The organism is Elusimicrobiota bacterium (assembly GCA_016721625.1).
Taxonomy (GTDB): Bacteria; Elusimicrobiota; Elusimicrobia; order FEN-1173; family FEN-1173; genus JADKHR01.
Genome location: JADKHR010000001.1, coordinates 1,398,260 through 1,410,887, shown reverse-complemented (window position 1 = coordinate 1,410,887; position 12,628 = coordinate 1,398,260). Strand labels below are relative to the sequence as shown.

At 61.8% G+C, this 12,628-nt stretch carries 14 protein-coding genes; 12 read left to right on the top strand and 2 right to left on the bottom strand.

The genetic code is table 11. The features are described 5' to 3' along the window. Nucleotides 1–54: 54 nt before the first annotated feature. Nucleotides 55–798: a slipin family protein gene (locus IPP35_06050; protein MBL0058660.1), complete on the bottom strand. Its 744-nt coding sequence runs from the start codon at nt 796–798 to the stop codon at nt 55–57. Further along, entirely contained in the window at nt 799–2,157 is a 1,359-nt protein-coding gene (locus IPP35_06045) for a nodulation protein NfeD (protein ID MBL0058659.1), read from the bottom strand. Nucleotides 2,158–2,872: 715 nt separating this feature from the next. On the opposite strand from IPP35_06045, the gene IPP35_06040 reads away from it, so the two are divergent. The 12 genes from IPP35_06040 (at nt 2,873) to IPP35_05985 (ending at nt 12,621) form a co-directional block, all read left to right on the top strand. Further along, nucleotides 2,873–3,037, top strand: coding sequence for a hypothetical protein (locus tag IPP35_06040; protein ID MBL0058658.1), 165 nt, complete (start codon nt 2,873–2,875; stop codon nt 3,035–3,037). A 69-nt stretch (nt 3,038–3,106) separates the two neighbouring features. Then, on the top strand, nt 3,107–3,652 hold the full coding sequence (locus IPP35_06035; GenBank protein ID MBL0058657.1) for a hypothetical protein: 546 nt from the start codon (nt 3,107–3,109) through the stop codon (nt 3,650–3,652). A 289-nt stretch (nt 3,653–3,941) separates the two neighbouring features. Beyond that, entirely contained in the window at nt 3,942–4,433 is a 492-nt protein-coding gene (locus IPP35_06030) for a hypothetical protein (GenBank protein ID MBL0058656.1), read from the top strand. Further along, on the top strand, nt 4,403–4,744 hold the full coding sequence (locus IPP35_06025) for a hypothetical protein (protein ID MBL0058655.1): 342 nt from the start codon (nt 4,403–4,405) through the stop codon (nt 4,742–4,744). Before IPP35_06030 ends, IPP35_06025 begins: the two co-directional genes overlap by 31 nt. Before the next feature lie 49 nt (nt 4,745–4,793). Further along, the gene (locus IPP35_06020) at nt 4,794–5,267 is read left to right on the top strand and encodes a hypothetical protein (GenBank protein ID MBL0058654.1); all 474 of its coding nucleotides are present in this window, start codon (nt 4,794–4,796) and stop codon (nt 5,265–5,267) included. Nucleotides 5,268–5,478: 211 nt separating this feature from the next. Continuing rightward, nucleotides 5,479–7,086, top strand: coding sequence for a hypothetical protein (locus IPP35_06015; GenBank protein MBL0058653.1), 1,608 nt, complete (start codon nt 5,479–5,481; stop codon nt 7,084–7,086). 2 nt (nt 7,087–7,088) lie between these two features. Continuing rightward, nucleotides 7,089–7,475 carry a hypothetical protein gene (locus tag IPP35_06010; protein ID MBL0058652.1) on the top strand — a complete coding sequence of 129 codons (387 nt, stop codon included), beginning with the start codon at nt 7,089–7,091 and terminating at the stop codon, nt 7,473–7,475. Beyond that, complete coding sequence (locus tag IPP35_06005) at nt 7,472–9,130, top strand: type IX secretion system membrane protein PorP/SprF (protein MBL0058651.1); 1,659 nt, start codon at nt 7,472–7,474, stop codon at nt 9,128–9,130. Before IPP35_06010 ends, IPP35_06005 begins: the two co-directional genes overlap by 4 nt. Nucleotides 9,131–9,150: 20 nt before the next feature. Then, on the top strand, nt 9,151–10,338 hold the full coding sequence (locus IPP35_06000) for a HAMP domain-containing protein (protein MBL0058650.1): 1,188 nt from the start codon (nt 9,151–9,153) through the stop codon (nt 10,336–10,338). 48 nt (nt 10,339–10,386) lie between these two features. Continuing rightward, the gene (locus IPP35_05995) at nt 10,387–10,809 is read left to right on the top strand and encodes a hemerythrin family protein (GenBank protein ID MBL0058649.1); all 423 of its coding nucleotides are present in this window, start codon (nt 10,387–10,389) and stop codon (nt 10,807–10,809) included. A 97-nt stretch (nt 10,810–10,906) separates the two neighbouring features. After that, nucleotides 10,907–11,128 (top strand): hypothetical protein, encoded by a 222-nt coding sequence (locus tag IPP35_05990; protein MBL0058648.1) that lies wholly within the window; start codon nt 10,907–10,909, stop codon nt 11,126–11,128. After that, on the top strand, nt 11,125–12,621 hold the full coding sequence (locus IPP35_05985; GenBank protein MBL0058647.1) for an aldehyde dehydrogenase: 1,497 nt from the start codon (nt 11,125–11,127) through the stop codon (nt 12,619–12,621). The genes IPP35_05990 and IPP35_05985 overlap by 4 nt, the downstream gene beginning before the upstream one ends. Nucleotides 12,622–12,628 lie beyond the last annotated feature (7 nt).

The following is a 12,628-nucleotide window of genomic DNA, read 5'->3' as shown; positions in this document are numbered from 1 at the left end:
GGGGAGGTGTCAGCCTTCCCGTTGGAAAGCCCGCGGAGGCCCGCCGGCCGTGGCTTAGTTTTTCCCTAAGAACTTCAAGAGTTCCACGGGGATGGGCAGGATGAAGGTGGAGCCGCGGTCGCCGCTGATTTCTTTGGCGGTCTGAAGGAAACGGAGTTGGAGCGCGGCGGGTTCCGAGGCGATGATGCGGGCGGCGTCGGCCAATTTTTGGGCGGCCTGGAATTCGCCTTCGGCCGCGATGATCTTCGCTCGGCGATCCCGCTCGGCTTCCGCCTGGTGGGCCATGGCGCGTTGCATGGATTCCGGTACCTGGACGTCTTTCACTTCGACGATGGAGACTTTGATGCCCCAGGGGTCCGTTTGCTGGTCGATGATCTTTTGGAGCGTGGAATTTATTTTTTCCCGGTGGGAAAGGAGTTCATCGAAGTCGGCCTGGCCCAACACGCTCCGGAGCGTCGTCTGGGCGATTTGGGACGTGGCCATGCGGAAATCCTGGACTTTGAGCACGGCTCGTTCCGGGTCGATCACATTAAAGTAGCAGACCGCGTTCACTTTGCAGGGAACGTTGTCTTTCGTGATCACTTCCTGCACCGGCACGTCCCAGGTGACCGTGCGGAGGTCCACTTTGTAGACCTTGTCCACGTTGAAGGGGATGGCGAAGAAAAGGCCGGGACCTTTGATGGCTTGGAAACGTCCCAGCCGAAGAATGACGGCTCGTTCATACTCATTGGCGATACGGACGGCGGTGACCAACAGCCACAGCACCATCGCGATAATGACCACTGGAAAAAAGAACATTTAGATCTCCTTTGTGACGATGAGTCGATTTCCTGACACCTTGACCACACGCACGCGGGCCCCGGGGGCGAGCCCCTCGGCGCCTTCCTCGACGGTCCAAAGCGCGCCGTCCAGAAACACAAGCCCTTCCGGCCTCACTTCAGCCAGCCGGCCCACCAACTCTTCGGCTCCGGTCACGGGTTTTTTCCGCCGCGCGACCCAGATTTTACGGACCACGAAGCCGAAGAACCCGCCGGAGGTGAGGAGGACCGCCAAGATGAGTTCCATGGAAACCCGGAACGCCGATTGGTTCACGTCGAAGAGAAAGAAGGAGCCCAGGGCGAAGGAAATCAATCCGCCGAAAATCAAAAGCCCGTGGGATCCGACGAGGACGTCCAACCCCATCATGATCAACCCCGCCACCAAAAGCGCCAGCCCCGCGAAGTTAAGCGGAAGGACCTGGAGCGAGAAAAACGCCAGCACCAAGCAGATGATGCCCGCAATGGCGCCCAGCCCGATGCCGGGGGTCGAAAATTCGTAGATCAGGGCGTAGAACCCCAAAACCAAAAGCAGGTAGGCGACGTTCGGGTGCGCGATGGTGTGGAGCCACCGACGGAGCAGGTTCATGGGGAAATCCACCCGGTTCGCCTTGGCCAAGTCGAGCTTAAAGGTGAGCCCCTCTTTTTTGATTTCCCGGCCCGCAAGTTTCTGAAAAAGTTCCGCCTCGTCCAGGACCACGAGGTCGATGACGTTGGCTTTCAGGGCTTCTTCTGAGGTGAGGGAGAGGCTCTGGCGCACGGCCTTTTCCGCCCATTCCGCGTTCCGCCCCTTGGTGGCGGCCAGGGTCCGCGCGTAGGCCGAGGCGTCCGACACCACCTTCTCTTCCATCACGGAGCCCCCGCCTTTTTTTTCTTCCGTCCCATCTTTTCCGCGCTCTTTCTCGTCTTTGCCCCCCGGCAGGAAAGGCGCCCCTCCGCCCAACGACACCGGGTGCGCCGCTCCCAAATGGGTCCGGGGCGCCATGGCGGCCACATCGGCGGCCAGGGTGATGAACACTCCGGCGGAGGCCGCCCGCGCTCCCTGGGGTCCCACAAAAACGATGACGGGCACGGGCGTGTTGAGGATTCCCTGCACGATGTCCCGGGTGGCGTCCAACAACCCGCCGGGTGTGTCCAGCCGAAGAAGAACCGCCGCCGCCCCGCCTTTCTTCGCCCGATCAAACCCGTCCAAGAGGTAATCTTTCACCACCGGATCAATGGCTCCCGTCACCGTCAACACGTAAACGGATCCCGTCGGAGGAGTTTCTGCCCGAGCCCATCGGACCCCCGCGCCACAGAGGACCAGAATTCCAGCGACCATCGATCGAAGATGTTTTCTCACGAAAAAATTCTAGCACTTCGGGAGGCCTTTGACGAAATGGAGGCGAAGCGCCGCTGATTTCCCGAGCGATAGGCAGGAACGATTTCCCTCCCCTTCCCAAGGGGAGGGTGAGGGAGGGGTCTCACTGAACGAATTCTTGGCAGTCACGGATGAGACCTCCCCCATCCCCCTCCTTGCGAAGGAGGGGGAAAACCAACCCGCGTCTTTACACGATGGCTTCTTGGCCGGGTCCTCCGCGGAGTCGTTACGGCGAAATAAAAAATGATTTACCTCTCTTCAAGAAAGGATCCCCGAAAAGATGGAAGTTCCCTCCCCTTCCCAAGGGGAGGGTGAGGGAGGGGTCTCACTGAACGAATTCTTGACAGTTACGGATGAGACCTCCCCCATCCCCCTCCTTGCGAAGGAGGGGGAAAAACAGGGACTCCACTTCTTGAAACGGCCACGCCTCCCGGGCGTTCCCACACGGCGTTTCTTTCTACCTCAGTCACGAGAGGGAGAGGAAACTTCAGGGCCGAAGAAATACCATATTCTTTGCCCGAAAACCGCTGCGGGTTTCGTAAAATCCAGTGGGCCAAAACGATTGAGGCAACACTTCTGCCAAAATGGAAATAAACCCAAAGAAAGGGCTTGAAAGTCTTTCGTTGGTGGGGTATACATGATGTGGGTCATCTCAAATTGAAGTCCCAGGCCACGGCCTGAACACTACGAGGCAACCATGCATCGTATGGCGGCATGTCGCGCGCAATCCCTCGCGCGCCGGTTCCCCAACCGGCGCTTATCTCCGTTGTTTTCCTCGGAAAACCCCAAATCCGCAACGTTTATCCCCTGCGCGACCTACGCCCGGCCCGGCATCGAACTTCGGTTGGAATCGACCCCGTGAGGAACGACAAGCCATTAACGTGCGATTGCCGTTTTCGGCAGTCATCTCGAAAAGAACGGAGGCAACACCATGAAAAAGCTACTGGCGGTTGTGTTAGTTCTGGGAAGCATGGCGGTGTTCGTGGGGACGGTGAAGGCGGCGGCGACGGCGGACCTGACGATCACGGTGACGCCTGTGGGGAACAAGAGCGTGGCGCTGTCGCAGGCGTCATTGAACCTTGGGAACCTGAACCTCGCGGCGGTGGACCAGCTGTCGTCTTCGGTGACGGTGACGAACGACGGGAACATCGTGGAAGCGTTCGGGCTTCGAATCAAGACGGCGGACGGGACGTGGAGCTCGGGAGCGGCGGCGGGAGCGAACACCTACAACCTGCGGGCGCTCTTTGACGACAGCGCGGTTCCTCCGCTGGCGGGAGCGTTCCTGGCGAACGACGACCTGTTGACGCAAGTGGCGCCGGTGGTGGCGACGGGCGTGGGGGGAGTGTATTCGGGGGACCAGGACGCGTCGGCGGTGGTGGCGTTGGCGACGAGGGGACTGTGGTTTAAGATGGACATGCCGACGAGCTCGACGGTGTCTGGCGTGCGGACGTTCGTGGTGGAAGTCTCGGCGAACTAGGGGAGCCGAGAGGAGAAGACCGCCTCCGGTCTTTCGAGCGACGGCCCGGGCGGGGAGGGCGGAAACGCCTTCCCCGCGGGCCCGCGGGAAGAGGGAGCGGTCCAGGCGGAACGGCGCAAGGCAAGGTGCGCGCCGCGAAACCGATGAGGATCGAACGAGCCAAGGAGACCATGTGATGGATGTTCGAATGTGGCGGGTGAGGTGGGGTACGGCCATAGGCGTTTTTTGTTTGCTCTCGGCGGCGGTCTGGGGCAAGCTGTCATTGGCTGTTCGTTTTCCGGATATCGTTATGGAAAACGTCGCTACGGGATCGGTGATCAACCTGCGCCAGATGAAGGGCGTGCCCTACGTTGTCATTAACCAATCGGACCAACCCGTGGAGGTCTTGGTGGAACCGCTGGTCCCCATCCCCGGTCCGGCCCAGGCCAAGGAAGACTATGAGCCGGTCCCCAATCCGGAGTGGCTTCGCATCGTTCCGAACCGATTCAAACTGGGTCCGGGTGACCTGGCCAGCGCCGAGGTGATCCTCTCGGTGCCCAAGGACCCCGCCCTGGTGGGACGGCACTTCCAGGTGAACATCCACGCGGCCACGGAAGGGACGGGTTCTTTGGCCATCGCCGTCAACCACTACGTGAGGTTCTCTGTCGAGGGACCAGGCCCGGCGGCGCTCAAGAAAGAAAAAGACCGGCAGAAACTGGGCACCTTGGATCTGGACATGACACCCCCACGATCCGACTTGAAAAAGTCCCCTTGGGTCAAACCATCGACCTCAAAGAATTGAAGGGGGTGGGGGTTAAACTCACGAACCGCGGCAACGAACTCGTCAGGCTTCGTGTGCTCAGTGTTAAACCCGAAGCGAACTTCCGCGAAGCCGGATGGTCGGACCCCAATCCTTCCTGGATGAAAGTCGAACCCGCGGTTCTGAAACTCAAACCGAACCAGATCAAGGAAACCCGGCCGACATTGACCATCCCGAACGAACCGGAAAATAGGGGAAAAAAGTTCCTCTTCCTGATCACCGCGGAATTAGAAGGTTTGGAAATCCCGCTTCAAGTGCACACGCGGGTCTTCGTCACAACGGAAGGAGAATGAGGTGGTTGAATTTAAAGCAGTCCAATCGAAAGAAAACGGAGGCAACACCATGAAAAAGCTACTGGCGGTTGTGTTAGTTCTGGGAAGCATGGCGGTGTTCGTGGGGACGGTGAAGGCGGCGGCGACGGCGGACCTGACGATCACGGTGACGCCTGTGGGGAACAAGAGCGTGGCGCTGTCGCAGGCGTCGTTGAACCTTGGGAACCTGAACCTCGCGGCGGTGGACCAGCTGTCGTCTTCGGTGACGGTGACGAACGACGGGAACATCGTGGAAGCGTTCGGGCTTCGAATCAAGACGGCGGACGGGACGTGGAGCTCGGGAGCGGCGGCGGGAGCGAACACCTACAACCTGCGGGCGCTCTTTGACGACAGCGCGGTTCCTCCGCTGGCGGGAGCGTTCCTGGCGAACGACGACCTGTTGACGCAAGTGGCGCCGGTGGTGGCGACGGGCGTGGGGGAGTGTATTCGGGGACCAGGACGCGTCGGCGGTGGTGGCGTTGGCGACGAGGGGACTGTGGTTTAAGATGGACATGCCGACGAGCTCGACGGTGTCTGGCGTGCGGACGTTCGTGGTGGAAGTCTCGGCGAACTAGGGGAGCCGAGAGGAGAAGACCGCCTCCGGTCTTTCGAGCGACGGCCCGGGCGGGGAGGGCGGAAACGCCTTCCCCGCGGGCCCGCGGGAAGAGGGAGCGGTTCAGGCGGCCATAGGAAGAATATAAGGAGCGGCGCGTGTCATGACGCGGTCCAAGGCTCATAGGAAGGTTCCTCTTGAAGCGCTTTTGGCGCTTTTGGGGAGCCTTTTTGCCTTTGGGCCGGTCCCAGGCCGGGCCGCGCTCACGGCAGACCTGACGCTCACGGTGGGCATCGCGGACACGTTCCCTCCGAACGCGGTTCCAGACCTGGCCGCGCTGGCCACGGTGACTCCCGGCCAGGTGGTCTTAACCTGGACGGCGCCCGAGGAAAACGGTGGAATATTCACGACGTCGGGAGCAGTCACCTCTTACGTGGTGAAATACGCAACGTTTTCCATAGCGAGCGAAATCAGTTTGGGAGGAAGCACGACCACGTGGTGGAACAAAGCTTTAACGGCGTCGTTCCCGCCTTTGGTCCCGAGCGCGCCGGGGACGCCGGAAACGCCCATGGTCATCGACTTGGCCCAGGGGACCGCCTATTGGTTCGCGGTGGAGAGCGTGGACGATGTGGGAAACACGTCGCCCATCGACGCCAATGCGGCGTCCCCCCTCCTCCAAGCGACGGCCGTGACAGGGGTGGGGGACAACCTGTTCCCCGCTCCCGTGGCGGGGTTGGTGGTGACGCCGACGGGCACGGGGCACACCGTGACCTGGCCGCCGGTGACGATCAACGCGGACGGGAGCCCCATCTCGGACCTGGCTTCTTACCGGGTCTACCGGTCCACCAGCCTCTTTAATTTTGGGGCGTCCAGCATCACCGTCGCCAACGTCCCCTTGGCCGGACCGCTCTCTTTCGACATTACCACACCGTTGGTGGACAGCTACTTCCTGATCGTCGCGGTGGACTCGACCGGACGGGAGTCTCCTGTCGCGGGGTCCAACTTCCTGCAAGTGACGCCCCAGGCCTTCCTGGGCCAGACGGGGCTGGCCCAGGATCTCACCTATACGCGCGTCACCCTGCCCGAAGGGTTGATCCCAGAACTGAAATCGGCGGGTTCAGACTATCTCCTTTATGTGGAACCGAACACGTCTCCCCTGTCGACCCAGGGCGGGACCCGAACCCAGAGCACTTACACGGTGGGTCTGCGGCAGGCGGACGGGTCTCACGCGCCGGGCGACTTCGCCTTCTCCCGGCCGGAGATGACGGTGGTCCTCAATTATCAAGGGTCGGGCGGGCCCGTGGACCAAAAGAAGGTGGGCGTCCTCTGGTGGAACGGCACGGCGTGGGTGAAAGTGAGCCAGGCGAACGTGGACGCCAGCAATATCATTCCGGGCGATGTCGCCGTTTCGTTCCAAACGGGGCTCCCGGGCGTCTACCAAGTCCGCCAGTTCGAGGTGGCGACGGAACTGACCCTGGACAAGGCCGGGGTCTTCCCCCGCATCTTCTCGCCCAATGGCGACGGGGCGAACGATGTGGTCTACTTCGTCGTGCAAAATCCGAACGGGTCGTCCCTGGAGGGGCGGGTGATCGATATGTCCGGGGCCGACGTGGGAACGCTCCGGCCCGGCGGGGCCGGAGCGCCGACGCCGGACAGTTTGATGTGGGACGGACGGGATAAGTCTGGACAGATCGTTCCGGCGGGTGTATATATTTACCAGATCAAAGGGGAGGGGAAAACCATCACGGGAACCATCGTGGCGGCCCACTAAGAATGAAACGACAAACCAACCAACACCGATTTCGCGCCCTGCTCTGGCTGGGAGGGATTTTATTGGCCGTTCCGGCGGCCGGGTTGTCGCTCGACCCGAACACCGGCGTCGTGCCCCGCATTTTCTCTCCGAACGGGGACGGGATCAACGACGTTACTTTTTTTCAGTTGGACAACCCCAGTCTTACCGAAGTTTCGGGGGTTATCCTGGACATGACGGGCGCCGAGGTTTCCTCCTTGGTTCCCGCACCGGGGGGCGTTCCGACAGTGGACAGCCTGATGTGGGACGGCCGGGACCGGACCGGCCGGGTCGTGCGGCCGGGGCCCTATATTTATCGGATTGAAGGGGACGGGAAAACCTTGAGCGGCGTCTTGGCGGTGGTGAAATGAACAGTGAGCGGCGTTTTCGGGAGGACGAAATCATGGCGAACAACGGCGCCGGTCGGCGCTTTTTTGGGTCCATTTTGTTGGCGGCGTCTTTGGGTGTCTCCCCATCTCTTTCGCTGGCTTTTGACGAGTCCCCCGTCGGTGCGCGGCCCGCGGCCCTGGGGGGGGCGTTCACGGGGCTGGCGGACGACGTTCACAGCCTCTACTACAATCCCGCCGGATTGGGGACCCTTTATCGGCCCGAAGTGACGGCCTATTACGCTCGGCTCTACCCCGGCCTGTCGGACCAAACCCATACGGCCCAGACTTTCATCGGCGCCGCCTTGCCGCTCCCGGCGGATCGCCGCTGGGGAGGGCTCGGAATTGGATATCAGGAGTTCCGGGTGGACAGTCTCTTTAAAGAACGCACCACCACCTTGGCCTACGGCAAATCACTCATGGAAAAACGGATGTCCCTGGGCGTGGGGTTGAAAATGCTGGACCGATCGTATGGGGAAAACGCCGACACGGCCAACGCCTTTTCCGGCGCGAACCCGGGGAACCGAACGGGAGCCCAGGACCCCGTCTTCCTAAACGGCCATTCAAAGACGGCGCTCGGGGTGGACCTGGGAGCTCTCTATACGATCCTCCCGGACATTCGGTTGGGGCTCTCTCTTTTGAACGCCAACCGACCGGATCTGGGACTGGTGAGCGATGACCGGCTTCCCATGATCACGCGGCTCGGCGCGGTGTACGATAAAAAGCTACTCAAAGTGACGGCGGACCTCACCCACCGGACGTTTCTGACCGGCCAAGCGGACACCCGACTGCAGTTGGGCGGGGAACGGCTATGGGCGTTCAAACGGTACGGAATGCTCGCGGTGCGGGGCGGCGCGGGCGTGGGCGGTCGGGATTATCGACAGGTGAACGTGGGGGCCGGGTATGAAGTGAACGGGGTTGTCTTGGATTACGTGTTCACCCTTCCGCTGGGCGCCGCGGACGAGACGGGGAACCTGCACAATATTTCGTTGTCGTACAAGTTCGGACGGGCGCCGGCGGAGGACGAGCTATACGAAATGATGCGGGAAGAGCGGGAGGCCACCGCCCGGGCCGAAGCGGCTTTGAAAACAGCGGAGGCCGAATCCGCTTTCATTCGCGCGGAGCGGAATAAGTTATTGAACCAGTATGCCACCGATGTGGAGCGGTTGAAAGCGGAGTTGGCCGCGGCCAAGAAAGCGGGCGCCAAGCCCGCCGCCGCCGTCCCCGTTCCTACCCGGGTTCTCTCCGCCGCGGAGAGGGAGCGGTTGGCCCGGGACAAGGCGTACCGGGAATATTCAGCCGCCTACGAGGCGGCCATGCGGGGCTACGGTGCCCAGGTGTCGCGGGGTGAAAGCTTGGCAGGTCGGATCGAACTCTTAAACGGCATCCTGGGAAAATATTCCAAGACGGGCGTGGACGTTTCCCGGGCGGCCCGAGAACTGGAACGCGTCAAGTCCGACCTGGCCCAGGTGTCCACGGATTATCGCATCACCCTGGACTTTTATAAGAAAACGGTGGCCCAGGGGGGAGATGTGACGGAACGGATTTCCTTGCTGGAACGCATGATCAAACGTTATTCGCGGTCCGGCATTGACCTTTCCGAAGTCAAAAACGAATTGGCCAAGTTGAAAAACCCTTAGGCCGAAGACGAGGATTTTCCATGAAGATCCGTTCCAAGGTCGTTCTCTTCGCGCTCTTTTTTGCGTGGGTTTCCGGTTCGGTCGGAGCCTGGTGTTTTCTCAACATCCGCCGGGAGGAGGCGGCCTTCGCCGACAGCCGCCGAGCCATGAAGACCCACGCGGCGGTGACCGACATTGAGTATTTTCTCGTCCGCCAAGTTCGCGCCCTGGAGAATTACGTCCTGCTGAACGACGAAGCCGAAAAACTTCAATTGGCCCAGGCGGCGGCGCAAACCCGTCAACGACTGGCCCAATGGGAAAAGTCGGCGAAGGCGCGGGAAGCCCAGGGCGAAGAAATCCCCGCCGTCCGGAAGGTGAACGACGCCATCGCTGAGCCCGCAAAAAATATCGAGGACCTGTTGGAGGCCGGGCGCCGGTCGGAGGCCATGGGGGCGGTGGAAAAAGAGTTCTCCCCCGCGGCCGTCAAAGCCTTGGCGGTTTTCAGCGTGGTCAAAGGCCGCACCGAGGCGGAGAAAGAGCGCACTGAACGCCGCATGCTGGCAGAACTCCGGCGGAACCATTTGAGTTTGTTGGGGGGGCTTGGCCTCGTGGCTTTTTTGGGGTTGGTTTTTCTCTTCGCCCTTTATCGGTCGGTCATCAGCCCCATCCGTGAACTTCGCTCCTGGGCCGATCGGGTGGCCCGGGGGGAAAAGGGGCAGGCCCTTCAGTTTTCCGGCGGGAACGAGCTGACCGAGCTGGCCCGGAGTATCGGGGAGATGGCCATCCAGCTCACTCGGCCTAAAGCCTCGCCCCCTCCCGTGGAAATTCCGGAGTCGACAAAGGGGCCCGGTCCGGTTCAGTCGGCTCCCCCCACCGTCCCATCAGCCCCCTCCGCCGCCCCCTCCGCAGGGCTCCGGGGACAGGCCGCGGGCCAGAGGGCCGAAGGCACGGCCGCCCCCTCCTCCGCAGGGCTCCGGGGACAGGCCGCGGGCCAGAGGGCCGAAGGCACGGCCGCCCCCTCCTCCGCAGGGCTCCGGGGACAGGCCGCGGGCCAGAGGGCCGAAGGCACGGCCGCTCCCTCCACGGCGATGGGGGGGCAAGGTGCGGGAAGGGCGCCTGGACCAGTAACGGCTCAAGGTAAGGATGAATTTGATTCGGCGGTCAATGCGTTTAGGGATATCTTGGCTCAGATGGGGGGGGACGTTCCCGAATCCCGACGGTTGGAATAGGATTTGGTGGGGCGAACCCGGTCGCTATTAAAAAACGGGAGGAACGGCATGGCCAAGCTTCAATGGTTGGAACATTACAGAACAGGTCTTCCGCTCATAGACCAACAACATCAGGAGTTCTTTCGCCGGTTGAACGCTTTTAACGAAGCCCTGGAGGAAGGACGGCGAAAGGAGGCGGTCATCCAGGCTCTCACCTTTCTCCTGGACTACGCGAGTCTCCACTTCCGGGCTGAAGAACGGGGAATGGAAGAGGCCGGGTTCCCAGGGTTGGCCGCCCATCGGGAGAAACATCGGTTGTTGGAGGAGCGGACGCGGACGCTTTTGGATCGATACCGGAGAGGCGAGCTGTTCCTGGCCATGCAGGTGTCTCTCTTGCTCTCCGAGTGGATCGTGCAACACATTCTTCACGAAGACATGGCCTACGTTCCGCACCTCAAATCCGACGGAGTCCTCACCGCGCCCGCGTCTTAAATAAGCCGTCCGAGAAATACCTGTCGGGAACGGCTCAGGTCCCTCCCCTTTTCCCGAACGAACAGTCTCCTTCGAGCATGTGGTAGAATTCATTCAAATGATTCCAAACATCGATGGGCGGGGTCGGAAAGTCCGCGCGGTTTGCGGGGCGGCTCTTTTGGTCGTGAGCCTGTGGCAGGCATTGACTCTCTCGCGTCCCTGGGGCGTGGGTCTCTGGGCGGCTGTTCTCGTGCCCGCTCTGGGCGGGGTCTTCATGCTCTTTGAGGCTCGAAAAGGGTGGTGCGCCATTCGGGCGTGCAGGATAAAAACGCCGTTGTGACCGACCGTTTGACGGGCGCGCCCCTTCTTTTTATTCGGCGGGAATCCAAAAGCCGCCGGGGCTTTTCGGGACCCCAAACGGAGGAAGTGCGTTCGGCGATCGAACGATCGCGGGGCGCCCAACCCCTCTGGGCGGCGGAAAGTTTAGCCCGCCGGGTGGATCGGTTGGACGCTCTCCGGCGCGTCGTTCTCCTTCAATCCGAGACTCTGGCCCATTTGATGACGCGGGAAATCGGGAAACCGTTGATCGAGACCCTCTCGACCGATTTCCTGGCCACCTCCGAGGGGTTGTCCGTCCTCGCGCGGCGGGGGCCGGACTGGCTGGCGCCTCGCCGGGAACCACGAACCTGGATGGATGTCCTGCGCGGGGTCAAACGTTTCGATCTCTTCCGGGAACCCCTGGGGGTGGTCGGGGTCCTCAACTCCGGCCCTTTTTCCCTCGCCCACGACGTTCTCCAATTGGCGGCCGCTCTCCTGGCAGGCAACACGGTGATTTGGAAACCTTCTCCAGGCGCCCCCATTTCCGCTTCGGCCACCGAAGACCTTTTCCGCAAAGCCGGTTTCCCGCCGGGGGTGTTTGAAATGATCCATGGGGACGGCGCGGCCGGAGAGACCCTCTGTCGGGCCGGCGTGGAAAAATTATTTTTCACGGGGTCCGCGGCGGAAGGCCGGGTTTTGATGCTCGCGGCCGCTGAAGCGGGAACCCCCGTGGTTCTTCAGTCTTCCGGGAAGGATGCGGCTTTGGTATTCAACGGGGCGGATCTGGCGCGGGCGGTGCGAGGTCTTGTTTGGGCCGCGTTTTCCAAGGCAGGCCAAAATCGGGCGGCGGCCCGGCGGATCATTGTGGAGGACGGCGTCTTCGATCTCTTTTCGGCCCTCTTCGTGGAAGCCGTCGCCTCGCTTCGGATCGGCGCCCCGGAGTTTCCCGACACGGAAATCGGCCCTCTCCCGGACGAAGAACGGGTGTGCCTCCTCGAGGATCTGGTGGGGGAAGCCAAAAAGGAGGGGGCGCGGGTTCTGTTGGGGGGACGCCGGCGGTCTCCAGGAGACCTTTGTTTTGAGCCGACGGTGTTGGCCGATGTTTCGTCGGCCGCGCGCATCGCGCGGGAAGAATACTCCGGCCCCGTGGTCCTTCTCTCCCGGGCGGCCGACGAAGAGGAGATGGTTCGGCTGGCCAACGACACCCCCGGCGGTCTTGCCGCCAGCGTTTGGTTGTCCGACCTTTCCCGCGCACGGGCCGTGGCTCGTAAAATCCAGGTCGGAACGGTGTGGATTAACGACGGGGGCTATGGCGCGGACGATGTCCGCGCTCCTTTTGGTGGAACGAAGGCTTCCGGTTTCGGGCGCGTGCATGGCCCGGAAGGCCTGGCGGAGCTCACGCGGACTCTGTGGGTGGAATCGTCGTCGGCGCGGGGGGGGCGGCCCCATTATTTTCCTTACGGGGAAAAGAAGTGGATCCGGTTGCGGAAATGGTTGAAATGGAGACATCCGTGATTCGAAT

Excerpts from the sequence above, each read along its gene's own strand:
- IPP35_06030 (MBL0058656.1), top strand. The coding sequence starts at position 3,942 with ATGGAAAACGTCGCTACGGGATCGGTGATCAACCTGCGCCAGATGAAG.
- IPP35_05990 (MBL0058648.1), top strand. The coding sequence starts at position 10,907 with ATGATTCCAAACATCGATGGGCGGGGTCGGAAAGTCCGCGCGGTTTGC.
- IPP35_06050 (MBL0058660.1), bottom strand. The coding sequence starts at position 798 with ATGTTCTTTTTTCCAGTGGTCATTATCGCGATGGTGCTGTGGCTGTTG.
- IPP35_06035 (MBL0058657.1), top strand. The coding sequence starts at position 3,107 with ATGAAAAAGCTACTGGCGGTTGTGTTAGTTCTGGGAAGCATGGCGGTG.
- IPP35_06000 (MBL0058650.1), top strand. The coding sequence starts at position 9,151 with ATGAAGATCCGTTCCAAGGTCGTTCTCTTCGCGCTCTTTTTTGCGTGG.
- IPP35_06020 (MBL0058654.1), top strand. The coding sequence starts at position 4,794 with ATGAAAAAGCTACTGGCGGTTGTGTTAGTTCTGGGAAGCATGGCGGTG.
- IPP35_06010 (MBL0058652.1), top strand. The coding sequence starts at position 7,089 with ATGAAACGACAAACCAACCAACACCGATTTCGCGCCCTGCTCTGGCTG.
- IPP35_06005 (MBL0058651.1), top strand. The coding sequence starts at position 7,472 with ATGAACAGTGAGCGGCGTTTTCGGGAGGACGAAATCATGGCGAACAAC.
- IPP35_05995 (MBL0058649.1), top strand. The coding sequence starts at position 10,387 with ATGGCCAAGCTTCAATGGTTGGAACATTACAGAACAGGTCTTCCGCTC.
- IPP35_06040 (MBL0058658.1), top strand. The coding sequence starts at position 2,873 with ATGCATCGTATGGCGGCATGTCGCGCGCAATCCCTCGCGCGCCGGTTC.
- IPP35_06015 (MBL0058653.1), top strand. The coding sequence starts at position 5,479 with ATGACGCGGTCCAAGGCTCATAGGAAGGTTCCTCTTGAAGCGCTTTTG.